Source organism: Nonomuraea sp. LPB2021202275-12-8, from assembly GCF_037044575.1.
Taxonomy (GTDB): domain Bacteria; phylum Actinomycetota; class Actinomycetes; order Streptosporangiales; family Streptosporangiaceae; genus Nonomuraea.
The window spans coordinates 173626-198619 of record NZ_JBAHWD010000014.1 but is presented as its reverse complement, the minus strand read 5'-3'; the positions used below and the strand labels follow the sequence as shown (position 1 = coordinate 198619).

23 protein-coding genes are annotated in these 24994 nt (G+C 69.4%); 10 read left to right on the top strand and 13 right to left on the bottom strand.

The window, feature by feature from the left end; genetic code table 11:
* Positions 1-50: 50 nt before the first annotated feature.
* A complete protein-coding gene (locus tag V5E28_RS25725; RefSeq protein ID WP_336209836.1) occupies positions 51-698 on the bottom strand; it encodes a hypothetical protein in 648 nt (215 codons plus the stop codon).
* 1 nt (position 699) lies between these two features.
* Positions 700-915: a hypothetical protein gene (locus V5E28_RS25720; protein ID WP_336209834.1), complete on the bottom strand. Its 216-nt coding sequence runs from the start codon at positions 913-915 to the stop codon at positions 700-702.
* Positions 916-1585: 670 nt separating this feature from the next.
* Here V5E28_RS25720 and V5E28_RS25715 point away from each other — a divergent pair.
* The 3 genes from V5E28_RS25715 (at position 1586) to V5E28_RS25705 (ending at position 3177) form a co-directional block, all read left to right on the top strand.
* Complete coding sequence (locus V5E28_RS25715) at positions 1586-2449, top strand: helix-turn-helix domain-containing protein (protein ID WP_336209832.1); 864 nt, start codon at positions 1586-1588, stop codon at positions 2447-2449.
* 53 nt (positions 2450-2502) lie between these two features.
* A complete protein-coding gene (locus V5E28_RS25710) occupies positions 2503-2727 on the top strand; it encodes a DUF397 domain-containing protein (protein WP_336209830.1) in 225 nt (74 codons plus the stop codon).
* A gap of 270 nt (positions 2728-2997) precedes the next feature.
* Positions 2998-3177: a hypothetical protein gene (locus V5E28_RS25705; RefSeq protein WP_336209828.1), complete on the top strand. Its 180-nt coding sequence runs from the start codon at positions 2998-3000 to the stop codon at positions 3175-3177.
* A 40-nt stretch (positions 3178-3217) separates the two neighbouring features.
* Here V5E28_RS25705 and V5E28_RS25700 read toward each other — a convergent pair whose 3' ends face one another.
* Together V5E28_RS25700 and V5E28_RS25695 are read right to left on the bottom strand one after the other, a co-directional pair.
* Positions 3218-4669: a catalase gene (locus V5E28_RS25700; protein ID WP_336209826.1), complete on the bottom strand. Its 1452-nt coding sequence runs from the start codon at positions 4667-4669 to the stop codon at positions 3218-3220.
* Between the two features lie 212 nt (positions 4670-4881).
* On the bottom strand, positions 4882-6291 hold the full coding sequence (locus tag V5E28_RS25695) for an MFS transporter (protein WP_336209824.1): 1410 nt from the start codon (positions 6289-6291) through the stop codon (positions 4882-4884).
* Between the two features lie 101 nt (positions 6292-6392).
* On the opposite strand from V5E28_RS25695, the gene V5E28_RS25690 reads away from it, so the two are divergent.
* From V5E28_RS25690 to V5E28_RS25675, 4 genes are all read left to right on the top strand, one after another.
* Positions 6393-7229: a helix-turn-helix transcriptional regulator gene (locus tag V5E28_RS25690; RefSeq protein WP_336209822.1), complete on the top strand. Its 837-nt coding sequence runs from the start codon at positions 6393-6395 to the stop codon at positions 7227-7229.
* Between the two features lie 85 nt (positions 7230-7314).
* Positions 7315-8358 (top strand): CapA family protein, encoded by a 1044-nt coding sequence (locus V5E28_RS25685; RefSeq protein ID WP_336209820.1) that lies wholly within the window; start codon positions 7315-7317, stop codon positions 8356-8358.
* A 20-nt stretch (positions 8359-8378) separates the two neighbouring features.
* Positions 8379-10100 carry an SDR family oxidoreductase gene (locus V5E28_RS25680; RefSeq protein WP_336209818.1) on the top strand — a complete coding sequence of 574 codons (1722 nt, stop codon included), beginning with the start codon at positions 8379-8381 and terminating at the stop codon, positions 10098-10100.
* Positions 10101-10131: 31 nt separating this feature from the next.
* The gene (locus V5E28_RS25675; RefSeq protein ID WP_442945867.1) at positions 10132-10794 is read left to right on the top strand and encodes a TetR family transcriptional regulator; all 663 of its coding nucleotides are present in this window, start codon (positions 10132-10134) and stop codon (positions 10792-10794) included.
* A gap of 178 nt (positions 10795-10972) precedes the next feature.
* Here V5E28_RS25675 and V5E28_RS25670 read toward each other — a convergent pair whose 3' ends face one another.
* Positions 10973-11302: a hypothetical protein gene (locus tag V5E28_RS25670; protein WP_336209813.1), complete on the bottom strand. Its 330-nt coding sequence runs from the start codon at positions 11300-11302 to the stop codon at positions 10973-10975.
* Between the two features lie 165 nt (positions 11303-11467).
* Between V5E28_RS25670 and V5E28_RS25665 the strand changes: the two genes are divergently transcribed.
* Complete coding sequence (locus V5E28_RS25665; RefSeq protein WP_336209811.1) at positions 11468-11998, top strand: tetratricopeptide repeat protein; 531 nt, start codon at positions 11468-11470, stop codon at positions 11996-11998.
* A 61-nt stretch (positions 11999-12059) separates the two neighbouring features.
* Here the strand turns inward: V5E28_RS25665 and V5E28_RS25660 are convergent, their stop codons facing one another.
* The 8 genes from V5E28_RS25660 to V5E28_RS25625 form a co-directional block, all read right to left on the bottom strand.
* The gene (locus V5E28_RS25660) at positions 12060-12710 is read right to left on the bottom strand and encodes a hypothetical protein (protein ID WP_336209809.1); all 651 of its coding nucleotides are present in this window, start codon (positions 12708-12710) and stop codon (positions 12060-12062) included.
* A 220-nt stretch (positions 12711-12930) separates the two neighbouring features.
* A complete protein-coding gene (gene clpB, locus V5E28_RS25655) occupies positions 12931-15501 on the bottom strand; it encodes an ATP-dependent chaperone ClpB (RefSeq protein WP_336209807.1) in 2571 nt (856 codons plus the stop codon).
* A 4-nt stretch (positions 15502-15505) separates the two neighbouring features.
* The gene (locus V5E28_RS25650) at positions 15506-15856 is read right to left on the bottom strand and encodes a heat shock protein transcriptional repressor HspR (RefSeq protein WP_189142104.1); all 351 of its coding nucleotides are present in this window, start codon (positions 15854-15856) and stop codon (positions 15506-15508) included.
* 3 nt (positions 15857-15859) lie between these two features.
* Positions 15860-17044, bottom strand: coding sequence for a molecular chaperone DnaJ (gene dnaJ / locus V5E28_RS25645; protein ID WP_336209805.1), 1185 nt, complete (start codon positions 17042-17044; stop codon positions 15860-15862).
* A 19-nt stretch (positions 17045-17063) separates the two neighbouring features.
* Entirely contained in the window at positions 17064-17663 is a 600-nt protein-coding gene (grpE, locus tag V5E28_RS25640) for a nucleotide exchange factor GrpE (protein ID WP_336209803.1), read from the bottom strand.
* Positions 17663-19534 (bottom strand): molecular chaperone DnaK, encoded by a 1872-nt coding sequence (dnaK, locus tag V5E28_RS25635; RefSeq protein WP_336209802.1) that lies wholly within the window; start codon positions 19532-19534, stop codon positions 17663-17665. Before dnaK ends, grpE begins: the two co-directional genes overlap by 1 nt.
* Before the next feature lie 166 nt (positions 19535-19700).
* Positions 19701-22571, bottom strand: a complete 2871-nt coding sequence (locus tag V5E28_RS25630) for a LamG-like jellyroll fold domain-containing protein (protein WP_336209801.1) — start codon at positions 22569-22571, stop codon at positions 19701-19703.
* Between the two features lie 114 nt (positions 22572-22685).
* The gene (locus V5E28_RS25625) at positions 22686-23150 is read right to left on the bottom strand and encodes a hypothetical protein (RefSeq protein WP_336209800.1); all 465 of its coding nucleotides are present in this window, start codon (positions 23148-23150) and stop codon (positions 22686-22688) included.
* Between the two features lie 77 nt (positions 23151-23227).
* On the opposite strand from V5E28_RS25625, the gene V5E28_RS25620 reads away from it, so the two are divergent.
* Together V5E28_RS25620 and proC are read left to right on the top strand one after the other, a co-directional pair.
* Positions 23228-24109, top strand: coding sequence for a proline dehydrogenase family protein (locus tag V5E28_RS25620; protein ID WP_336209799.1), 882 nt, complete (start codon positions 23228-23230; stop codon positions 24107-24109).
* A 46-nt stretch (positions 24110-24155) separates the two neighbouring features.
* Positions 24156-24950, top strand: coding sequence for a pyrroline-5-carboxylate reductase (proC, locus tag V5E28_RS25615; RefSeq protein WP_336209798.1), 795 nt, complete (start codon positions 24156-24158; stop codon positions 24948-24950).
* The last annotated feature ends 44 nt before the right edge of the window (positions 24951-24994 follow it).

Sequence of the window (24994 nt, the reverse complement as noted above, 5' to 3'; positions counted from 1 at the left end):
CGCGGTCTCCGGGGCTTGTGCCAGGACCTGCCCGGGCAGGTCCTGGTTCTTCAGCCCATCTGCGGCAGGACCAGAGTCCGGTGCAGATCAGGCGGCTCCTCGAGGTCCGACCGCAGCGCGACCCAGGCATGCCGGCCATAGAGCCTGTCGAGTCCGGGGGAGACGGCTCCCGCGACCTCGTCCCGCCTGAGGATCTCCACGACCACCAGGTTGGCCCGCCTGTAGTGCCGGTAGACCCGGGAACTCCTCGCCCAGCAGGCCGCCGCGATCTCCTCGCTGTAGGCCTCGAACTCCTCGGCGCTGATGCCGGCCCTGGTCAGGATCAGCGCTTTCTCACCCGAGCGGGTCGGCGTGATCCACAGCACCAGCGGGATCCGGCCACTCCTGGTGTGCATCGTGGTCTCCAGGCAGACCCGCTGCAGCCGGTGCCTGGACACCACGCACCAGAAGTGCGCGGTGACCCAGTTGCGGCCGGTCCGGGTGGCGGCGGGCACCGAGATCGCGCTGCTCAACAGGATGAACGGCAGCCACCTGCCGTGCTGGGTGGCGCCCAGCAGGGCCAGGGTGAACAAGGCGAGCGCCGCCACCAGCAACAACTCGGTGCGGATCCGCCAGAGTCTGACGATCAGACTCGAGCCGCCGGCCGCGGGCAGGTCCTCGTTGGCCGGATACATCTGGTTACGCGGGTTCCTCGACACGTCAGGACACCTCCTCCGGCACTCGCGGCCCGACCTTCAACTGGTCGAAGCGTGGGTCACGGTAGCGACGGGCGCCGAAGCCGGTCCGGGTCACGGTCCAGCCCCTGCGGAATGCGAACTCGTCGGGCTCCATGCAGATTTCCCGGTCGGCCCGAGAGATGAGTTCCTGGATCCGGGACTTGATTCGGCTGAGTCCCTTGGTACCTTGTGAGTACATAGAAGACCCCTTTCGCGGCATTACTCGAGGTGGCTTCTTTCGCCGGACTGCAGGCCGATGACCGTCTCGTCGCAGGGTGGCAGCCCTTTGTGCGGCGAGCGGTGGTCGGTCTGGGTCCGGCTTTTTTCATGTGCTCGAATGAGCGACGGTCGCGGCGATTCTTCAGCTGAGTGAGAAATCCTTCCGGCAGGCGCCCTCCCTGGGGTGGTGATTCGTATCCGGGACGGCGACGTTGCCGGTGTGGCGGCCCGAGTGGCCGCCCGCGATCATGAGGGGAAGACTCGGCAGGTGCGGCCGTGTCGTCATCGCGGCCTCCTCACCCTTGCGAACCTTCGTGGACCGATCGTCCCCCGCAGTCACTGGTGCTGCAAGACCCTTCGCAAGAAAGATTAGGCTTTCTTCGCATATTGTCTGCTGCCTTGCGGTGCAACTTGCACGCGACGGGCTGGGCCCCGTGAGACGCGAGTGACTGCGGAAAAACATCGCCCCGTCTCCTCGTTCTGGAGGACGTTTGCTTGTCTCTTACGGTCTCCCCGTGAAAGCCTTCTGGCAAGCTTTTGTGACACTACGCGTGCAAGTTGCAGTGTAAGATTGGCTGAACGGCCCATAGAGGCGGGCTCGAAACGATCCCTTCCGGCTACACCTTCATTCCCGGCAAGGAGAGTCGACGGTGCGATCGAAGCAGGGCAGCCCGACTGTCCGCAGGCTCAGGCTCGGCCAGGAGCTCCGTCTTCTGCGCGAGCGACGCAAGCTCACGGGAGCCAAGGCGGCCAGCGAGCTCGGCTGGTCGGCCAGCAAGGTCAGCAGGATCGAAGCGGCCAAGACCATGCCCAGCGCCGACGACATCAAGGCCATGTCCAAGCTCTACCGCGCCGATGACGACAAACTTGACGAACTCTTCGGCCTGTTGCGGGATGCGGACCAGCGTGGCTGGTGGGAAGATTACGAAGACTCTCTGCCTGAGGAATACACAAGATTCCTGGGGCTGGAGGCGGAGGCCACGTTCCAGCGCAACTGGGAACCCCAGGTGCTGCCCGGGCTCCTCCAAACCGAGGACTACGCGCGGGAGGTCATCCTGGCCGTCCGTGGCATCGCGCTCATCACACACAGCGGTGTCCGGAGCCGGGTCGAGGCACGCCTCGATCGGCAGCGGCGCGTTCTGCACCGGGCGGATCCGGGCGGGATGCGCTTCGTGCTCGACGAGTCGGTCCTCATGCGACGCTTCGGCGAGCCCTCGGTCATGCGAGAACAGATGGAACATCTCCTTGAGTTGTCCCTGCTGCCGCATGTGAGCGTTCAGGTGTTGCCCATGGATGCACTGCACCCGGTCAACACGGGGGCGTTCATTCACCTGAAGTTCGCGGAATTCGACGATGTCGTATACCTGGAGCAGCTCTATACTGCTCACTTCGTCGACGACCTCGAACGGGTGGCTGGATACGAAGCAGCCTTCGAACACATCAGGTCCCAGTCGCTGGACGAGGACGAGTCGCGTGTGCTCATTCAGCGTAAGGCGATGATGTGGCGAGGATAGTAACGAAGACCACATAAGGGGCAATGGCGCCCCTTTACCCATTTGGGGAGAAAATGCACATCCATCCCAAGATGGCGGCATGGCAGAAGAGCACTTTCTGCAACGGCGCGAGCAGCTGCGTCGAGGTCGCCCCCCTGGCCGACGGCAACATCGCGCTCAGGGACAGCAAGGAGCAGGACGGCCCGGTCCTGGTCTTCACCCCAGCCGAATGGGCGGCTTTCACCGCCGGAGCCCGAGCGGGTGAGTTCGACCTGGAGGCGCTCAACGCCAGCGCATGAAGAACGGCCCTGGCGAGTTGGTAGCGCAACCCTCAGGGCCGTTCGGAAGAGGCGGGTCGGCCCCGCCTCCCTCGTATTTCCGCTCGCCGTGGCGAGCGAAGATCCGCGCACATCATGGCATACAACGCGCCGCAAGATCACCCGACACGGCCATTCGTGTCGACCCCGTCGCGAGCGCGCTTCTCCACCGTCGAATGAGTGCCACCGCCCCGGTACTCCCACGCCCGTGGACATTGCTTGAAGTAAATGCTCCATTGCAAGGAGTGAATAATGCCCGCGCCTCTTCCCCCCGACGGGGCCACCTGGTCCGTGCTCGACCGTCGGGTGATTCCACACCTACTCGGAGAGGTCGAGGAGCAACTGCGCTTCCTCGGCGAGCCCTACCGCATCAAGGCGAAGATGATGAACCAGGCCGCGGCGCCCTTCCTGATCTCCTGGTTGTTCGACTGACGCGCGTGGCGCACCCCGTGAGGGACGCGCCACGGGTGGGTCAGGAGGAGAGACCGAGGCCCAGAGCGACGCTCCGGCCGAGGTCCTTGTGGATGTTGCTCCAGTAGTCCACGACGCGCTTCTTGGTGTCGTCCGTGACCTCGGGGGCCGAGGCGTGGCCGACGATGTTGCTCACCAGGTGGGCACGGTCGGAGTCGTACAGCACGTTCTCCCACAGGGCGCGCGGCTGGACGTAGTCGTCGTCCTCGGCGTGCCTGGTGGAGGCGGCGCGGACGATCTCACCCGTGACCGCGTAGTGCTGGCCCTCGTACAGCGACGGGTCGGCCGCGGGGCCGCCGACGCTGTTGGGGGCGTAGACCGGGTCCTGCGGGTTGCTGAAGGTCATCGGCCCGTCGAAGTTGTAGGAGTTGACGGGCGTCTTCGGCTGGTTGATCGGCAGCTGCAGGTAGTTGGGGCCGATGCGGTAGCGGTGGGCGTCGGGGTAGGAGAGCAGGCGGCCCTGGAGCATCTTGTCCGGGGAGGGCCCGATGCCCGGCACCAGGTTGGCCGGCTCGAAGCTCGACTGCTCGACCTCGGCGAAGTAGTTGACCGGGTTGCGGTTGAGGGTGAATCTGCCGATCGTGATCTCGGGGTAGTCGCTGTGCGGCCACACCTTGGTCAGGTCGAACGGGTTGAACCGGTAGTCGGCTGCGGCCTCGAACGGCATGATCTGGACGTTGACCGTCCACGACGGGTGCTCGCCCCGCTTGATCGCCTCGAACAGGTCACGCGTGTGGTAGTCGGCGTCCGTGGCGGTCAGCCCGGCGGCCTCGGCCGCGGTGAGGTTCAGGACGCCCTGGTCGGTCTTGAAGTGATACTTCACCCAGAACTTCTCGCCGGCGGCGTTGTACCACAGGAAGGTGTGGGAGCCGAAGCCGTGCATGTGCCGCCAGCTCGCAGGGGTGCCGCGGTCGGTCATGAGGAAGGTGACCTGGTGGGCGGACTCCGGCGACAGCGTCCAGAAGTCCCACTGCATGTTGTTGTCGCGCAGGTGGTTGTCGGCGCGCCGCTTCTGGCTGTGGATGAAGTCGGAGAACTTCTGCGGGTCGCGGATGAAGAAGATCGGCGTGTTGTTGCCGACGATGTCGTAGTTGCCCTCTTCGGTGTAGAACTTGATCGCGAACCCGCGGGGGTCGCGCGCCGTGTCGGCGCTGCCGAGCTCCCCGGCCACGGTGGAGAAGCGCAGGAAGAGCGGGGTCTCCTTGCCCTTCTGGAACAGTCCGGCCTTGGTGAACTGGCTGACGTCCTCCGTGATCCGCAGGATGCCGTGGGCGCCTCCGCCCTTGGCGTGCACGACGCGCTCGGGGACGCGCTCGCGGTTGAAATGCGCCATCTTCTGGATCAGGTAGTGATCCTGAAGGAGCAGAGGGCCGTTCGGGCCGACGGAGAGCGAGTGCTCGTCACTCGGGGCCGGGATGCCCGCATCGTCGGTGGTGATAGGCCTGGTCGTCATAGCGCGATCCTCCGGAAATCATCATTGACAGCTCGGGCACACGCCCCAGAACGTGATGTCGGCCTCGTTCACGAGGTAGCAGCACCGCCTGCATGATCGCCGGCCGTGCCGCGGTCACCCGCGGCCCGGCCTGACGGAGCAGGTCGCGGTCTTCCATGCGTTCCAACCTAGGCGCTAAACCTGAATCATTCAAATGAGAGAACAGGTCAAGTCTAAGCGGCGTTCCGCTGCCGTACCAGGAACAACGAGCCCACAGCGGCCAGCAAGGCGAGTGCGGCGAGGGCGAGCGCGGAGATCAGCGAGGCGGAGACGCCCACGGGGTTCGCGGTGAGCGAGATGAACAACGTACCCACGGTGGAGATGCCGATCACCTGACCGAGCTGCATCACGGTGAGCAGCGCGCCGCTCGCGTCGGCGGCGTAGGCGTCGTCCACCCGCTCGGTCGCCATGTTGGTCACCGCCACCTGCACGCCGAGCCCGGCGCCGACGAGCGCGCTCAGGATCGCGTACAGGACGCCGCCTCCGGCCGCGAGGCCGAGCCCGATGTAGGCGGGGGCCGCGACGACGAAGCCGAAGGGCACCAGCGAGCGCTGCAGGCGGCCGGGCAGGCGCGGCCAGCCGAGCCCGACCACCGCGTAGGCCAGCGCGCAGGGCACCAGCATCATGCCCGAGGCCAGCGGCGACAGGTGCAGCTCGCCCTGCAGGTGGAGCGCCGAGGTGAACAGGAAGGCGCCCCAGGTCGCCGGGCCGAGGAGCAGGACCGCGAGCCCGGGGCGCATGCCGGGGGCGGCCAGCACGGTGGCGTTCACCAGAGGCCGGCCGCCGCGGCCGGTCACCCAGCGCTCGACGCGGACGAAGGCGAAGAAGACCAGGACGCTCAGTGCCATCGAGGCCCAGCCCCACGCCGGCCAGCCCAGCTCCCTGCCCAGCACGAGCGGTACGACGAAGAGCAGCACCGCCGCCGACAGGGTGACCAGGCCCCACGGGTCGAGTCCGGCCCTGCTCTCGCCGCCGCTGTCGGCGGGCAGCGCCCGCACCCCGGCGACCAGCAGAAGCGCGCCGATCGGCACCAGCACCAGGAAGACGATCCGCCAGCCCGCGCCCAGCCCGAGCAGGATCCCGCCGAGCGCCTGGCCGACCACGATGCCGCCGCTGATCACCGCCGACCACAGGCCGAGCGCCCTGCCGCGGGCGGCGCCCTGGTAGTTGCGCTGGATCAGCGTGAGCACCTGCGGCATCATCAGTGCGGCGCCGGAGCCCTGGGCCAGCCGGAATCCGATCAGCCACTCCGTCGACGGGGCGAGGCCGGCTCCCAGCGTGGTCAGGGTGAACAGGGCCAGTCCGGTCAGAAAGGCCCTGCGGTAGCCGAACAGGTCTCCGATCCGGGCGCCGGTGATCAGGAGGACGGCGTAGACGATGGTGTAGCCGGCCACGATCAGCTGGAGTCCCGCGCCGGACGATCGCAGGTCGGCTTCGATGGTCGGGGTGGCCACGTTGACGATGTTGACGTTCAGAATTGCCAGGAACTGCCCGACGAGGATCACTGCGAGGAGCAGGCCGCTGGCCCGTGCCGTCTCCGGCCGGGTGGGCACAGAGGACGGGACAGTGGCGGATGTGGTCATGAAGCCATCTTGGCGGCGAACTGATACCAGTAACGAGAGCCTCTTTATACTGGTACTGACACCACCCGGATGGCCGGTTCCGGGCATTCCATACTAAGAGGGTGAAAGAGGCGAAGCGCTCGGACCTGGCGGCGTTCCTGCGCAGCCGGCGCGAGCGGATCACCCCGGAGATGGTGGACCTGGCACCGGGCCCACGCCGGCGCACGCCCGGACTGCGCCGCGAGGAGGTCGCCCAGCTCGCCGGGGTCGGCGTCACCTGGTACACCTGGTTGGAGCAGGGGCGGCCGATCAACGCCAGCACCCAGGTCCTCGACGCGATCGCGCGCACGCTCAGGCTCGACAGCGCCGAGTGGCAGCACCTCTACCGGCTGGCCGGCCAGCCGACGAACGTGCCCGACGGCGGGTGCGTCCGCGTCACGCCGCAGATCCAGCTGATCCTCGACCAGCTCAGCCCGATGCCCGCGTGCATCTCCACCAGCCGATGTGACGTGCTGGCCTGGAACGACGCCTACGCCGGGCTCTTCCCCGAGATCGTCGGCGCGCCCGACGGCGAGCGCAACACGCTCTGGCAGGTCTGCACCCGGCCCACGCTGAGCGCCGCCCTGGTCGATCGCGACCATCACGTGCCGAGCCTGGTGGCCGTCCTGAGGGGGGCCTACAGCCGGCACGGCGACGACCCGTCCTGGCTGGAGTTCGTGCGCAGGCTCTGCGTGGCCAGCCCCGAGTTCGCCCGGCTCTGGGACAGGCAGGACGTCGCCGACCCCGGGCCGCACGAGAAGGCCTACAAGCACGGCGTTCTCGGGGACCTGCGCTTCACCACCACGAGCTTCAACTCCACCGCCGCGCCGGAGACGCGCATGGTCGTCTACCTCCCGATGGACGACGCATCACGGTCTGCTCTCGACTGGCTTGTGGCGCATAGCGGGGAGACGCACTAAACGTTCGCACATGGCATGCTCGGTCCGGAAAGTCTGAATCGAGCTGAAATGGCGACCGATGAAACTCCCCCATGCCCTTTTGGTGATGGCTGTCGCCGCCTCCCTCACCGCCTGCTCCACCGCCGACTCCGCTGCCCCCGAGCGGGAACGGCTCGCCGGGGAAGCCCCCTCCAAGGCGGCGCCCTCGACCCCCGAGCGGCGGCCGTACACGATCTCCTTCGGCGGGGACGTGCACTTCGAGGGCATGCTGCGGCCCCGGCTCAACAACCCGCGCACGGCGCTCGGACCGATCGCCGGTGTGCTGCGCAAGGCGGACCTGGCGATGGTGAACCTGGAGACGGCGATCACCACCGGTGGCACCCCGGCTCCCGGCAAGCAGTTCACGTTCAGGGCGCCGTCCAGCGCCTTGACCGCGCTCAAGGCCGCCGGCGTGGACGTGGTGTCGATGGCCAACAACCACGGCATGGACTACATGGAGACCGGGCTGGCCGACTCGCTCGCGGCGGCCAGGAAGGCCAGGTTCCCCGTGGTCGGCATCGGCAAGGACGAAGCCCAGGCCTACAAGCCGTACAGGAAGATCGTGAACGGCAACCGGGTGTCGATCATCGGCGCGACCCAGGTGCTGGACGCCGAGTTCATCCAGGCGTGGACGGCGGCGCCCGGCAAGGGCGGGCTGGCCTCGGCCAAGAACGAGGCGCGCCTCATCAAGGAGGTACGCCAGGCGCGCAAGAACTCCGACACCGTGATCGTGCACCTGCACTGGGGGACGGAGCTGCAGAAATGCCCGAACGAGGCGCAGCTCTCGCTCGCCCCCAAGCTGGTCAGGGCGGGCGCCGACGTGGTGGTCGGCGGGCACGCGCATATCCTGCTGGGCGCCGGGTACCTCGACAACGCCTACATCAGCTACGGCATGGGCAACTTCGTCTTCTACAACTCCAATCCGGCGACCACCGGGCGGACCGGTGTGCTGACGCTCACCATCAACGGCCGCAAGGTGCTCAAGGACTCCTGGACGCCGGCCACCATCCAGGGCGGTCTGCCGGTGCCGATGACCGGGGCGGCGAGGACCCAGGCCGTCGCTGACTGGAAGGCACTGCGTTCCTGCGCAGGGCTTTCCGCCCGCCGCTGAGCGTCCGACTGGAGGTCGCGATGCGCTTGATCGAATCCGGTGACGCACGGCTGGCCGTGTTCGAGGAGGGCGATCCGGACGATCCCACGATCCTGCTCATCCACGGCTATCCCGACACCCACCGCGTCTGGGACGAGGTGGCCCTGCGTCTGCGCGGACGCTTCCACGTCGTCCGCTACGACGTGCGCGGCGCCGGCCGCTCCACCGCGCCGCGCGGGCGGCACCGTTACGGCATGGACCACCTGGTCGCCGACCTCGCCGCCGTGCTCGACATGATCGGCAAGCCCCGGGTTCACCTGGTCGGCCACGACTGGGGCTCGCTGCAGGGCTGGGACGCCGTGGCCAGGCCCGGCATCCGCGAGCGCGTCGCGTCCTTCACCTGCTTCGGCGGCCCGGGTCTGGCCCAGATCGCCCACTTCATGAAGCACGGCAGGCGGCGCGACGTCGCCGGGCAGCTCGCCAGGTCCTGGTACATCGGCGCCTTCCAGCTCCCCGTCCTGCCCGAGCTGGCCTGGCGCACGGTCATGCCGGGCGTGCTGGAGCGGACGCTGCGGATCGCCGACGGAGTCGAGCCGCGCGCCGGACATCCGGCCGACACGCTTTCCGACGACGCCTGCAACGGGCTGGAGCTCTACCGCGCCAACATGTTCACCCGGTCGCGGACCGGCGGCGACCCGCACGTGGACGTGCCCGTGCAGCTCATCGAGTGCACCGGCGATCCGTTCGTCTCCCCGGCGCTGCTCGGCTCGCTCGGGCAGTGGGCGCCGCGGTTCTGGCACCGCAAGGCCGCCGCCGGCCACTGGGCGCAGCGCGGCAACCCGGACCTGATAGCCAGGATGATCGGCGAGTTCGCCGAGCACGTCGACGGAGGAGAGGCGGCGAGGAGTTTGCGCGCGGCACGGATCACGCGGGGGCGCAAGGCGTTCGAGGACAGGCTGGTGGTGATCACCGGAGCGGGCAGCGGCATCGGGCGCGCCACCGCGCGCGCCTTCGCCGCGCACGGCGCGGAGGTGGTCTGCGCCGATCTCGACGCGGAGGCGGCGGGGCGGGCCGCCGACGGCATCGCCAAGGACCTCGGGGGTACGGCGCACGCGGTCCAGCTCGATGTCGCCGATGCCGCCCAAATGGAGGAATTCGCAGGAAATATCCGGGCCACGTATGGAGTGCCGGACATCGTGGTGAACAATGCCGGGATCGCGGTCGCCGGAGGCTTCCTCGACCACTCCCTCGAGGACTGGCGCCGGACCATCGACGTCAACCTCTGGGGCGTGATCCACGGCTGCAGGCTCTTCGCCGCCCAGATGGCCGAGCGCGGCGAGGGCGGCCACATCGTGAACGTCGCCTCGCTGGCCGCGTTCGCCCCTTCGCGGCTCCTGCCTGCCTACTCGGCCTCCAAGGCGGCGGTGAAGATGCTCAGCGACTGCCTCAGGGCCGAGCTCGCCGGCCACGGCATCGGGGTGAGCGCGATCTGCCCCGGCTTCGTGTCCACCGGCATCGCCCGCAACGCCACCTACGTGGGCGCCGCCCCGCGAGAGCTGTCGGAGGAGGCGGTGCGGCGGCGCGCGTACCCCCCGGAGCGGGTCGCGGCCCACATTCTGCGCGCCGTGCACCGCAATGAGGCGGTCGTGCCGGTCAACGCCGAAGGCAAGATCGGCTATGTCCTGTCGAGAATTTCGCCCGCCGCGATGCGCGGACTGGCCCGGCTGGCCACTATCCCGGGGAATCCGCGCATTCGCAGGTAACGATCGTGCCCGTGGGGGGAAGATGGAGCCTGTGTCCTCGCCGCAAGTTGAAGAAGACTGTGCGCAGCCCAAACCGCTGCGGCGCCAGCCCACACAGCGCCGCAGCGCCCGCCGCGTCGAGCGGATGCTCGACGCGTGTGCCGAACTGCTCGACGAGATCGGCTACGAAGCGCTGTCCACGACGCGCATAGCCGAGCGGGCCGGTGTCGCGATCGGCTCGGTCTACCAGTTCTTTCCCGACAAGCGTGCCATCACCCAGGAGCTGACCAGGCGCAACGTCGAGCAGTTCGTCTCCAGGGTCGGGCGCAGGTTCATGGAGGAGGACTACCGCGGCTGGTGGGAGGCCATCGACGCGATCATCGACGAGTACGTCGACATGCACCGGACCGTGCCGGGCTTCAAGAGCCTGCACTTCGGTGACGTGGTGGACCTCAACCTGCTCGACTCCGACTCCGACAACAACACGGTGATCGCCGGACGGCTGCGCGGGCTGCTGCTGGGCGAGTACGGCCTGGCCGACAGCCATGAGCTCGACGTGGCCGTGCTGGTCGCGGTCGAAGCCGGCGACGCGGTGCTCAAGCTGGCCTTCCGGCGCGACCCCGACGGGGCGCCGGAGATCGTCGACGCCGCCAAGCAGCTCGTCCGCGGTTTCCTCTCACGCCAGCTCAAGTCCTGGACCCCGCAGGCGGGCTAGCTCAGGCGGCCTGTCGCCCGTTCCGGAGCTGGTCACGGCGGGAGCGGGGCGACGTGGACGTGGATGCGTTCGCCTTGGCGGCCGGAGAGGTTGAGGATTTCGACGGGGCAGGCGGGTGTCGAATCCGGCGGCTTCACCTGGGTCCATGATCAGGCGGTGGCAGGCCACGATGACGTCACTAGCCGTCCTTGGGCCCTCCGGCGGGCCGCCCCGGTGCCCGGTCGGCGTGTCTCCTGGGCGACCGGTCATGCCGTTCGAGCGCCGCGGCCGGAGGCTGCTCCTGGATCCTCGGCGTGGCCGGCGCTCGGGGGCAGCGGACCGGGATCGACACCGTCCGCACACCCCGCGCCTGCCGGGCCTGGAGCCTGACCTCGAGCGCGCGCAGGCTCCTTTCGGCCGACTCGATGGCCTCCATACGGGCCGAAACATAGCCCGCCACTCCGGGAATCAGGGCCGACGCGACGACGGCGCAGGCCAGCGTGAAGGTCATCTGCTTGGACGTACCCATCACAGCCCCTCCCGCTCGCCGACGCAGAGCACCTGCTGTATGCCCTGTGACGTGCGGAGATACGCGGGGTGTGAGCATGCTTGGACAATGCGTTGCCTTACGCGTGACCGATCGGCGATGTGTATTGAGCGGGCGAAACCGCAGCGCGCTCGGTAGTCTCACGTTGTGGCGCATGTGACCCGTGAGCACCTTGATCGCCTGCTTGAGCAGGCGCTGCTGGCCGACGACCACAGTTCGCTGGCCAGACGGCTGTATGACGTGGCGCTCCGATACTCCACCGGCGACGTCTCCAGGGCGTCGATCCTGGTCCAGGCCGCCGAGGAGTGGAGAGCCGCCGGGCAGCCCGCGCGGGCGCTGGAGTGCTTCCAGCGCGCGCTCGAAGATGGTGGCGACGCCAGCATCGACCCGCGTGCCGGCATCGCCGACACGCTTTTCGAGCTCGACCGGCACGACGAGGCGAGGCAGGTCATCGAGACCATCCGCGCCGAGGGCGACGTCTCGGCGACGACCGCGCACAGCATCGCCGAGACCCTGGTCGCCTACGGAGACCTGCGGGCGGGGCACGAGTGGGTGACTCAGGCCGTGCTGTCTTGCGACGAGGACGACCCCGAGCACGTGGCCATGCTGCGCACCCGCTACCGCATCAGGGTCGACCTGGGGCTGCCCGAGGACGAGCTCGACGCGCTGATCTCCTGACCGGCGCGCGGCGACAGGGGTGCGGCCCTGTCACCCGCGGCTTCAGCCTGCCCTGCCGACGTCAGCGCAGGTCGAGACCGTGGAGCATGCCGGTGAGGCCGTCGAGCGACGTCTGCGCGTCCGGCAGCCGGGTGCCGTCGTTGACGCCGCCGACCGCGGAGGGCACCTGGGGAAGGGTCCGCTCGACGAGGTCCCTCTTGATCTGGTTGACCGGTCCGGGCAGGTTGAGCGGCGCCTCGACACCGGCCTCCGCCACCTTGGCGGGGTTGGGCAGGTTGCCGACCGTCATCCCGACGGGCAGGTTGGGCGTTCCCGGCACGTTGGGCAGGTTGGGCAGGTCCGGGACGTCGGGGAGCCTGGTGAGGCTCGGCAGCCCCGTGCGGGCGGGGATGCCCGGCGATGACAGCACGGGCATGCCGGAGGTCGCGACGATGCCGCCCAGGTCCGACAGGCCCATCGCGGACCGCGCCGAGGCGAGCCCGGTCAGGCCGATGCGCTCGGCCATCCGGGCGGCGCTCAAGGCCAGCTCGCCGCTCTCCGAGCCGACGAGCTGGTTGCTGCCGGTCGAGTCGTCCACGCGGATCCTGCGAAGATCGTCGCAGAGGGTCGCGGTCGACCCGGGCGACCGCACGGTCGTCGGCTTGTTGCGGCACTCGGCGGCGGCCGCGGGGTTCGCCCCCAGCCAGGTGACCCCCGCGGTCAGAGTGACCATGGCAAGGATGCTTCGGATGCTCCGAGATGACACTTCACGTCCCCCTGATCGTTCTCGGTGATCTGACGACGCTGAAGCTAGTCAGGCACGCGACACGCGAGAGGCGGCTTGTCCGAAGCCTGGAGCGAACCTTAAAGACCCGGCGCCGGGATGACCGGAGCGTGAAACGCCGGCGCCCGGGGGCCGACCGGGCCTCCGGGCGCTCTTGGCGTGCGCGGGATCAGGCGCGCCGCACTGTCAGCTCGTCGTCACCGAGATCCACCAGGACCTTGTCGCCGTCGGTGACCTCGCCGGAGAGCACCGCCCTGGCCAGCTTGTCGCCGATGGCCGACTGGACCAGGCGGCGCAGCGGGCGCGCGCCGTACAGCGGGTCGTAGCCCGTCAGCGCCAGCCACTCGCGGGCCGCGGGGGTGACGTCCAGGGTCAGCCTGCGGTCGGACAGCCGCTGCGCGAGCCGGTCGATCTGGAGGTCGACGATCCTGGTCAGCTCCTCGGAGCCGAGCGCGTCGAACAGGATGACGTCGTCCAGCCGGTTGAGGAACTCGGGCTTGAACGCGCTGCGGACCGCGCCCATCACGGCCTCGCGCTTGGCGTCACTCTCCATCATCGGGTCGACGAGGAACTGCGAGCCGAGGTTGGAGGTGAGGATCAGGATCGTGTTGCGGAAGTCGACCGTGCGGCCCTGGCCGTCGGTGAGGCGTCCGTCGTCGAGCACCTGCAGCAGCACGTCGAAGACCTCCGGGTGGGCCTTCTCCACCTCGTCGAGCAGCACCACCGTGTAGGCGCGCCGCCTGACCGTCTCGGTGAGCTGGCCGCCCTCCTCGTAGCCGACGTAGCCGGGCGGAGCGCCGACGAGCCTGGCGACGCTGTGCTTCTCGGAGTATTCGCTCATGTCGATGCGGGTCATCGCCCGCTCGTCGTCGAACAGGAACTCCGCCAGCGCCTTGGCCAGCTCCGTCTTGCCGACCCCGGTGGGACCGAGGAAGAGGAACGAGCCCGTGGGCCTGTCAGGGTCGGCGATGCCGGCGCGGCTGCGCCGTACGGCGTCGGAGACGGCCTGTACGGCCCGCTGCTGGCCGATCAGGCGCTTGCCCAGCTCCTCCTCCATGCGCAGCAGCTTGGCCGTCTCCGCCTCCAGCAGGCGGCCTGCCGGGATGCCGGTCCAGGACGAGATGACCTCGGCGATGTCGTCGGCGCCGACCTCCTCCTTCACCATGGCGTTCTCCGGCGGCGCGGCCTCGGAGGCCGCCTTCAGGGCCTGCTCCAGCTGGGGCACCTCGGCGTACATGACGCGGGAGGCGGTCTCGAAGTCACCGTCGCGCTGGGCCCGCTCGGCGGTGCCGCGCGCCTCGTCGAGCTGCTTCTTCAGCTCACCGACCTTGTTGAGCCCGGACTTCTCGTGCTCCCAGCGGCCGACCAGCGCGTTGAGCTCCTCCTGTCGGTCGGCGAGCTCCCGGCGGAGGCGCTCCAGCCGCTGTACGGAGGCCTCGTCGGTCTCCTTCGACAGGGCCAGCTCCTCCATCTTCATCCGGTCGACGTCGCGCTGAAGCTGGTCGATCTCCACCGGGCGGGAGTCGATCTCCATGCGCAGCCGCGAGGCGGCCTCGTCGACCAGGTCGATGGCCTTGTCCGGCAGGAAGCGGTTGGTGATGTAGCGGTCGGACAGCGCGGCGGCGGCCACCAGCGCGCTGTCGGCGATCTGCACCTGGTGGTGGCCCTCGTAACGGCCCTTCAGACCACGCAGGATCGCGATCGTGTCCTCGACCGTGGGCTCGCCCACGTACACCTGCTGGAAGCGGCGCTCCAGCGCCGGGTCCTTCTCGATGCGCTCGCGGTACTCGTCGAGCGTGGTGGCGCCGATCATGCGCAGCTCGCCGCGGGCCAGCATCGGCTTGAGCATGTTGCCCGCGTCCATCGCGCCCTCGGCGGCGCCCGCGCCCACGACGGTGTGCAGCTCGTCGATGAACGTGACGATCTGCCCGTCGCTCTCCTTGATCTCTGACAGCACGGCCTTGAGCCGCTCCTCGAACTCGCCGCGGTACTTCGCGCCGGCCACCATCGCGCTCAGGTCGAGTGAGATCAGCCGCTTGTTGCGCAGCGACTCGGGCACGTCACCGGCCACGATGCGCTGGGCCAGGCCCTCCACGACGGCGGTCTTGCCGACGCCGGGCTCGCCGATCAGCACCGGGTTGTTCTTGGTGCGGCGGCTGAGCACCTGGACCACGCGCCGGATCTCGGAGTCGCGGCCGATGACCGGGTCGAGCTTGCCGCTGCGGGCCTGCTCGGTCAGGTCGACGCCGTACTTCTTCAGCGCCTGATAGGTGTCCTCGGGGGTCTCGCTGGTGACGCGGGCGTGGCCGCGTACCTTCTCGAAGGCGTCGAGCAGCGCCTGCGGGGTCGCGCCCTGCGACCTCAGCAGCTCGGCCACCTGGCCGCCGTCGGCGGCCAGGCCGACGAGCAGGTGCTCGGTCGAGACGTACAGGTCCTCCAGCCGGTTGGCGTGGTGGACGGCGGTGTTCATCACGGTGAGGAGCTGGCGGGAGCTCGACGGCGCGCCCACGGTCGAGCCCTGCGCCTTGGGCAGCGCCGCGAGCTGCTCCTCGGCCTTGGCCCGGAGGGTGCGCCAGTCGGCGCCGACCACTTCGAGCAGGGGGACGGCGGTGCCGCCCGTCTGGGAGAGCAGGGTCGTCAGCAGGTGGGCCGGAGAGATCTCCGGGTTGCCCTCCGCGGCGGCACGCCGCATGGCACCCGAAAGCGCCTCCTGGCTCTTCTGGGTGAGCTTGTAGTCCATCTTTCTAGGCCCCCGGTGGCAGCTCGTAGCGGATCAGCGCCCTGACCATCTGCATCTCGGCGCGCAGGCGGTGAACCTCCTCACGCAGCCGCAGAGCTTCGTTCTCGAGTTCGAGGATCCGCTTGATGCCGGCGAGGTTGATGCCCTCCTCCTGGGAGAGCCGCTGCACCTCGCGCAGCTGGATGATGTCGCGTGTCGAGTAGAGGCGGCCGCGCCCCGCGGTGCGGCCGGGGCAGACCAGTCCGAGCCGGTCATACTGCCGCAGCGTCTGCGGGTGGAGCCCCGACAGCTGCGCGGCCACCGAAATCACGTAGACGGGAGTGTCGTCTGACAGGTCGAAATAGTTGGCGTCCATCGGCTACTCGCTTCTGGCCCTCTGAATGAGATCAGCCCGCGGGTCCTCGGCCGCGGCGGCGGTGTTGAACTCCGACAGGAGCTCGCGTGACTTGTCGTCCAGCGTCTTCGGCACGACCACCTCGACGCTGGCGAGCAGGTCGCCCTTGGTGCCGTCCTTGCGGGCCACTCCCCGGCCGCGCACCCGGAAGGTGCGCCCGTTGGGGGTGCCCGCGGGGATGCGCAGCGTGACGGGCAGGCCCTTGAGGATGGGCACCTTGATCTCGGCGCCGAGAGCCGCCTCGGTGAACGTCACGGGGACGGTCACCGTCAGGTTGTCGCCCGACCTGCCGAACACGGGGTGCGGCTTGACGTGCGTCTGGATGTAGAGGTCGCCCGCCGGGCCGCCGTTCTCGCCCGGTGCGCCCTTGGCCTTGAGCTTGACCCGCTGCCCGTCGGCCACCCCCGCGGGGATGCGCGCCTGGATGGTCCGGGTGCTCTTGGCCCGGCCGTTGCCCTCGCACACGGGGCAGGGGTCGTCCACGAGCAGCCCGCGGCCCTTGCAGTCGCGGCACGGCTCGGAGAAGGCGAAGTTGCCCAGGTTGCGGCTGGCCGCCCCGGTGCCCTCGCAGGTCGGGCAGACCCGCGGGGTGGTGCCGGCCTTGGCGCCCGTCCCGCTGCACGCCGTGCACGCCGCCGAGCTGGTCAGGCGGAGGGACACCGTGGAGCCCTCGACCGCCTCGGTGAACGACAGCGTGACCTCGGACTCGATGTCCTGCCCGCGGCGCGGCCTGGTGGTGGTGCCGGTGCGGGTGGAGGCGCCACCACCACGGTTGAACAGGCCGCCGAACAGGTCGCTGAAGCGCTCCCCGGTCCCCTGGCCGGTCTGTTGCTGGCTGGCCGTGCCGCCGAACAGGTCTCCGAAGTCGAACGGGAAGCCGCCACCGCCAGGACGCTGGCCGCCCACCCCGGACCCGAACAGCGTGCGCGCCTCGTCGTACTCCTTGCGGCGCTTGCTGTCGGACAGGACGTCGTAGGCCTCGGAGACCTCCTTGAACTTGGTCTCCTTGGCCGCGTCGCCCTGGTTGGTGTCCGGGTGGTACTGCCTGGCCAGCTTCCGGTAGGCCTTTTTGATCTCGTCGGCGGTGGCGGACTTGGGCACACCAAGGACGGCGTAGTAGTCCTTCTCCAGGTAGTCCTTGGTGCTCATCTACGGCCCTTCGTCCTCGTCAGTTTTCTTCGTCATCGGACGCCGAAGGGGCGTCCCCGGGCTCTGCCACGGCGACCCGCGCGGGGCGCAGCACCCTGTCACCCATCCGGTAACCGGGCTGCAGCACCTCGATCGCGGTGGGCTCGGCCACGTCCGGCGAGTAGCTGTGCATCAGCGCCTCGTGGACCATGGGGTCGAACGGGTCGCCCTTCTGCCCGAAGGAGCTGAGGCCGAGCTTGGTGACCGCCGCTTCCAGTGACTCTGCCACCTTCGCGAAGCCACCGGTGAGCTCGCCGTGATCACGTGCCCTGCCGATGTCGTCGAGTACGGGCAGCAGCTCCGCCAGCACGTTGGCGACGGCCTGCTCGCGGACGGCGACGCGGTCGCGCTCCACCCGCCTGCGGTAGTTGGTGTATTCGGCCTGGACACGCTGCAGGTCGGCGGTCCGCTCGGCGAGCTGCGCCTGCAGTTCCCCGTTGGCGGGCGCGGCCTCGGCCGGGGGCACGGGCTGCTCGGCGGCGTTGCCGTCGGCGTGCACCCGTGCCTCGCCCGTCTCCGGGTCGATCTTGCGGTTGTCGCGGATCACCGGCTCTTCGTGCCCGTTGTCACGCGGCGGCATCACTGGTCCTTCTTCGGCTGGTCTTCGTCAACGATCTCGGCCTCGACGACGTCGTCGTCCGCGGCCTTCTGCTCCTGGCCCGGCGTGGCGTCCTGGGGAGCGTCCTCGCCGCCCGCGGACTGCTGGCCCTGGGCGTAGATGGCCGAGCCCATCTTCTGGCTGACCGTGGCGAGCTTCTCCGCCGAGGTGCGGATCGTGTCGGTGTCGGTGCCCTCAAGAGCCTTCTTCAGGTCGCTGAGCGCGTCGTTGACCTCGGTCTTGATGTCGGCGGGGACCTTGTCGTCGTTCTCGCGGAGGAACTTCTCCGTCTGGTAGGCGAGCCCGTCGGCGTTGTTGCGGACCTCGGCCTCCTCGCGGCGCTTCTTGTCCTCCTCGGCGTAGGACTCGGCCTCGCGCATCATCCGCTCGATGTCGTCCTTCGGCAGCGCGGAGCCGCCGGTGATCGTCATCGTCTGCTCCTTGCCCGTGCCCAGGTCCTTGGCGGAGACGTTGACGATGCCGTTGGCGTCGATGTCGAAGGTGACCTCGATCTGCGGGATGCCGCGCGGCGCCGGGGCGATGCCGGTCAGCTCGAACGTGGCCAGCTTCTTGTTGTAAGAAGCGATCTCGCGCTCGCCCTGGTAGACCTGGATCTGCACCGACGGCTGGTTGTCCTCGGCCGTGGTGAAGACCTCGGAGCGCTTGGTCGGGATCGTCGTGTTGCGCTCGATGATCTTGGTGAAGATGCCGCCCTTGGTCTCGATGCCCAGCGACAGCGGGGTCACGTCGAGCAGCAGGACGTCCTTGACCTCACCCTTGAGCACGCCGGCCTGCAGGGCGGCGCCGATGGCGACGACCTCGTCCGGGTTGACGCCCTTGTTGGGCTCCTGGCCGCCGGTCAGCTCCTTGACGAGCTCGGTGACGGCGGGCATACGGGTCGAGCCGCCGACGAGCACCACGTGCGCGATGTCGGAGAGCTTGATCCCGGCGTCCTTGATGACCTGGTGGAACGGGCCCTTGGTCCGCTCGAGCAGGTCGGCCGTCAGGCGCTGGAACTCCGCGCGCGTCAGCTTCTCGTCGAGGTGCAGCGGGCCCTCGGACGACGCCGTGATGTAGGGCAGGTTGATGCTGGTCTCGGACTGGCTGGACAGCTCGATCTTGGCCTTCTCCGCCGCCTCACGCAGGCGCTGGAGGGCCATCTTGTCCTTGGACAGGTCGACGCCGTGGGCGTTCTTGAACCGGGTGACCAGCTCGTCGACGACCCGCTGGTCCCAGTCGTCACCACCGAGGTGGTTGTCGCCGGAGGTGGCCTTGACCTCGACGAAGCCGTGGCCGTCCTCCTGGCCGACGTCGAGCAGGGACACGTCGAAGGTGCCGCCGCCGAGGTCGAAGACCAGGATCGTCTGGTCCTGCTCCTTGTCGAGCCCGTACGCGAGTGCCGCGGCGGTGGGCTCGTTGATGATGCGCAGGACGTTGAGGCCCGCGATCGTGCCGGCCTCCTTGGTGGCCTGGCGCTGGCTGTCGTTGAAGTAGGCCGGGACGGTGATCACGGCGTCGGTGATCTTCTCGCCCAGGTAGGCCTCGGCGTCCTGCTTGAGCTTCTGCAGCACGAAGGCGCTGATCTGCTGCGGCGAGAACTTCTTGCCGTCGATCTCCTGCGACCAGTTGGTGCCCATCTCGCGCTTGACCGAGCGGATCGTCCGGTCCACGTTGGTGACGGCCTGCCGCTTGGCGACCTCGCCGACCAGGACCTCGCCGTTCTTCGCGAAGGCGACCACGGACGGCGTGGTCCGCGAGCCCTGCGCGTTGGCGATGACGGTGGGCTCACCGCCCTCGAGGATGGAGACGACGGAGTTGGTCGTCCCAAGGTCGATACCTACCGCACGTGCCATGAGTACGTCCTTGTAGTCAAAGTTGAGTTGGTTAGACTCAACGTACGAATGCCTGGTGGCTTTGTCAAACGACTTGAGCCTACTCGACTCAACCCCCGACGTGCGCGCATCATTCCCAGACAAAGGTCTCCCGGGAGGGGGACTCCCGGGAGACCTGGAGCGCCGGTCAGCTGATCGGCGTGTTCATGTCCGCCTGGATCTGGGCGGCCGTCAGGGCCCGGTCGTAGACGCGGACCTCGTCGATGAGGCCGTTGAAGTACTCGCCCCACATGCTGTTGCCGCCGATGCGCAGGACGCCTCCGTCGGTGCGGATCGGGCCGCCGGCGGTCCGCTGGCTGACCTGGGTGCCGTTGACGTACAGGCGCAGGGTCGTGCCGTCGTAGGTGACCGCCAGGTGGCTCCAGGTGCCCAGGGGGAGGGAGGCGGTGCCGCCGGTGCCGACCTCGCCGTTGGTGTGGATCACCGCGTGCGGCCGGTTGACGTGGCTGCCGGCCATCAGGGCGTAGGCCAAGTCGCTCGCGTACTGCTTCATGACGACCGTGCGCCAGCTGCTCACCGTCTGCGGGTTGACCCACGCCTCCAGGGTCATGCCGGTGGTCAGGCGCAGCTCGGGCGAGTCCGCGACCGTGACCCAGCTCGACGAGCCGTTGAACGACAGCGCCTGGCCGTACTTGCCGCTCGGCGTCCAGGAGGTGGCGGTGGCCGTGCCGGGGTTGCCGGATCCGGAGGAGTCGCCGGCCACGCTGCCGCTGCCCTCGTTCATGCCGTAGGCGGCGACCAGGCCGGGCGTGGCGGTGGCCGGGTTGTAGGCGGCCGTGTAGGCGGTGGCGGTGGCGGGGGCCGTGATCTGGTGGTTGGCCGCGCCGCCGTCGGACCAGGAGCCGAAGACGTGGCTCTGGCCGCTCAGCGTCTGCGGTGACGGCGCGGAGACCGAGTTGCTGGAGCCGGCGATCACCGTGCGGGTGAAGGGCGCGACGGGCTGCTCCCCGTTGAAGCCGAGCCGCAGGCCCGGGGGCGTGGACGTGAACGTCAGAGCGACTGTCCTCGGTTGCAGCAGCACGCTGTCGGTGCCGGTCAGCCCGTGCGTGTCCGTGACGGTGAGGCGCAGCTCCAGGTGCGAGGGATAGTCGTGGTCAGGTGCCTGGAAGGACCCGCTCGTGCCGGTGAACGTGGTGATCTCGTGCTCGTGGCAGGTGCCGGGGCAGTGGTGCAGGATCAGCGCCCAGCTCATGCGCGTGCCGGGGAGAGCCCCGTCCTGCGCGTCGGAGCCGGTGCCGGAGAAGGCGACGGTCTGGCCCACCGCCCAGGTCGCCGAGGCGGCGGGCGTGTCGATCACGGCCGACGGCGCGGTGTTGTCCACGTTGACGGTGAACGAGGCGTCGTCCTGGCCGCCCCTGCCGTCGGCGGCGCGTAAGCGCACCTCGTAGGAGCCGGGCTGCGCGTAGGTGAACGACGGCGTGACGGACGTGGAGTCGTCCAGCTCCCCGTCGCCGTCCAGGTCCCAGCGGTAGGTGAGCGGGTCGCCGTCGGCGTCGGACGAGCCGGCGGCGGAGAACGCCACGGTCAGCGGGGCGTCGCCGGAGGCCGGATCGGCGCTGATCACCGCGTCCGGCGGGGCGTTGTCGTAGATGTAGCGGACGATGGCGCCGCCCGTGTAGTCGACCGCGAACAGGTCGCCGTCCGGGCCGGTCTCCAGCTCGACGACCGGGATGCCGGAGTCGAAGTTCGCGATCGTGGCCGGGTCGGGCAGGCCGTTGGCGCCCCTGGTCATCACCCAGACGCACGAGCGGCTGTAGTCGGAGAAGAACAGCGCGCCCTCGTACTCCTCCGGGTACGGCCCGTCCTGGTAGAACGCGACGCCGCTGGCCGAGGAGCCGCCCGAGGGGCAGGGGTCGTTCGGGGCGGGGCGGGAGCCGTGGTTCCAGGCGAAGTAGGGCTGGGTGTGCGCCGTGCCGCCGGCCGCGTAGAGGTTCTCGCACAGGGTCAGGTTGAGATTGTCGTAGCCGCCCTGCCGGTTCGGGCCCTCGTAGCAGGGCCAGCCGAAGTTGGCGACGCCGGAGGTGGCGGCGGCGACCCTGTTGACCTCCTCGAAGGCGTTCCAGCCGACCTCGCCCATCCAGATCTCCGAGGTGCCCGGCCGGTGGGTGATGCGGAACGGGTTGCGCAGGCCGTGGGCCACGACGCGGGCGAGGTTGGCGTCGGGGCTCGCGGCGTTCGGGTTGCCCGGCGCGGCCGCTCCGGTGTCGGGGTCGACGCGGATCAGCGTGCCGTCGAGCCCGGCCGGGTCGCCGTTCGTGCGCACGTCCTGGGCGCGCAGCGCGCCGCCTTCGGCTCCTGGCGGCGAGAGCGCGGTGCCCACGGGGGACGGCGGGTCGCCGCACGGGTTGTCGGGGGTGACGTCCGAAGCGGGCATGTTGTCCTGGCCGTAATCGGCGAAGTTGAAGCTGGCTCCGTCACCGGCCGAGGCGTACAGCATGCCGTCGGAGCCGAACTCCAGGTCGCCGACGGAGTGGCTGGGATGCTGCTGGCACCAGTCGGTGATCAGCGGGGTCTCCACACCGGTCGCGGACAGGACGGACAGGCGCCCGGTGACGAGGCAACCGTCCCCGGTCGGCCCCGGCGGCGTCGGGCACGGATCGTCGGTGCCGCCGGCGGTGCCCCAGCGCGGTGCGGTGCCGCCGGGGACGGCGTCGTGGGTGTACAGGACGTAGATGCGCGGGTCGTCGGGGAAGTCGGGGTGCAGCGCCATGCCGAGCAGGCCCCGGTCCCAGAAGTTGTGCACCCGGGTGCGCAGGTCGGCGTAGGTGGTCGGGGTGGTGTCCGAGAGCGAGTCGAAGACCTTGATCAGGCCGCTCTTCTCGGCCACGAACACCCGCCCGTCCGAGGCGAACTCGACGTTGGAGGGATGGTCGAGTCCGCTGATGACGGTCTGCTTCTCGAACCGTTCGGGCAGCGCCTGCGCCGGGGCGGGAGCCACGGCGACCAGCGCGACGGACATCAGGACAGCGGGCAGCAGGGCACGCAGGAGCCGGCTCACGGTTTCCCCCAGTGGCGGACGTCATCACCGTGGCGCCCCCGCGCCTAGGTGCCGTGATCGATGTATCGCAACAAATCGATCACTTGTCACTGGGGTTGGCCGAATGTGGACATATCAGGTTTTAGCGCCGTCCACGATCTTTCGCTTGCCGAGGGGGGACTTGAGCTTGACCGTGGTGGCCTTCTCCACGGCGATCATGATGCAGGAGACGTTCTTCGCCTTGGGGGAGGCGCCCTCGTACAGGGTGATGGTCACCCGCTTCTTCGTCTCCTTGACCTTCACCCGGTCCAGCACCGTGCACGGCTCCACGCCCGACCACCAGACGAGCCGCACCTTCTTGCCCTTGGACACCGGCTTGGCCTTGGTCCAGCGGACCTTTCGGGTGTCCACCGCGTCGCCCACCGGCTTGACCTCCTCCGGCCCCTTCGCGGGCGGAGTGGTCGAGGTCACCGCGGTGCTGGAGACCGGCGTGTCGGGGGCCTTGGAAGCGGTCCCGCCGGCAGGTGGCGTCGCGCCGCAGCCCGTCGCGAGCACCAGACATCCGGCCAGGAAAGTCGTCGTCGCTGTTCGCATACCCATACGACGGATGCGACAGGCGACCGGTTCAGCCGGGGATTCCCGGCAGCTCGGGGGACTGGTGAAGTTAGGGTGATTACGTGCTGCGTCAGGTTCTCCTCGCCGTCTCCAGGAGCGAACGCGCCCAGCGCGTCGTGTCCACCTCGCCGCTGACCAGAGACGTGGTCAGGCGTTACGTCGCCGACGACATCGGCCGGGCCGTCGACGAGCTGACCCGCAGGGGCCTGCTCGTCAGCGTCGACCACCTCGGCGAGGACGTCCACGACAGGACCCAGGCGGAGGGGGCCGTCCAGGCCTACCTCGCGCTGCTCGGCCGCCTGCCGGACGGCTCCGACGTGTCGGTCAAGCTGACCGCGCTGGGGCTGCGGCTGTCGGAGCAGCTCGCCCTCGACAACGCCGCCACCATCTGCGAGTCCGCCGCCTCCAGAGGCATCACGCTGACCCTCGACGCCGAGGAGCACGACACCGTCGCAGCGCTGCACTCCATCCACGCCACGCTTCGCAAGGAGCACCCCTCCGTGGGCGTCGTGGTCCAGGCCTACCTGCCGGACTCGGTGGAGCGCTGCCGCAGGCTGGAGGGGGCCAGGGTGCGGCTGTGCAAGGGCGCCTACACCGCGCCGGACGGCTACACCTCGGCGGCCGAGATCGACCGCTCGTTCGCGCGCTGCCTGCGGGTGCTGATGGCGGGCACCGGTTACCCCATGGTCGCCACGCACGACCCGCGGCTGATCCGCATCGCCTCCGCCCTCGCGGTGCTCGAGGGGCGCGAGCCGACCGGCTTCGAGTTTCAGATGCTGTACGGCGTCCGGCCGCACGAGCAGGAACGCCTGGCGGCCGAGGGCGCCAGGATGCGCGTCTACGTGCCCTTCGGCTCCGACTGGTATCCCTACCTGATGCGCCGCCTGGCCGAACGCCCCGCCAACCTGGCCTTCTTCGCCCGCTCCCTGCTGTCGCGAGGTTAGCCCGCCGGTAGGCTGCGGCCAGCGGCAACTGGGTGAGGGGCGAAAGATGATCGCGATTCTCGGCACCGGCAAGATGGGCGAGGCACTGCTGTCCGGGCTGCTGCGGGCGGGGTTCAAGCCGGGCGACATCCTGGCGACCGTGCGCCGACCGGAGCGCGCTCAGGCGCTGCGCGAGTCCTACGGGGTCCGCACGGTGTCCAACATCGAGGCGGCCAAGTCCGCCGACACCCTGATCCTTTCGGTCAAACCGCAGGACATGGGCGCGCTGCTGGCCGAGATCGCCCCCAACGTGCCGGCCGACCGCCTGGTGATCTCCGCGGCCGCGGGCATCACCACCGCCTTCGTCGAGCAGCGCCTGGGCGCCGAGGCGCCCGTGGTCAGGGTCATGTCCAACACGCCCATCCGCTTCGACGAGGCGATGAGCGTCATCTCGGCGGGAGCGTACGCGGGGGAGGAGCACCTCAGGCGGACCGAGGACCTGCTCAAGCCCGTCGGCAAGGTGCTGCGCATCCCCGAGTCGCAGCAGGACGCCGCCACGGCGTTGTCCGGCAGCGGCCCCGCCTACTTCTTCTACCTGGTCGAGGCCATGGTGGACGCGGGCATCCTGCTCGGCATGCCGAGGGCCGCCGCGCTCGACATGGTCACCCAGTCGATCGTGGGCGCGGCCGTGATGCTGCGCGACTCCGGCGAGCACCCCGTGATCCTGCGCGAGGCCGTCACCTCCCCGGGGGGCACCACCATCGCGGCGATCGCCGAGCTGGAGCGGCACAGCGTCCGCGCCGCCTTCCTGGCCGCCATCGAGGCGGCCCGCGACCGGGGCCGCGAGCTCGCCTCGGGCTGAGGCCGCTCTTCACAGGAGCCCGCGCGCCGTCCGCATGATCCTGC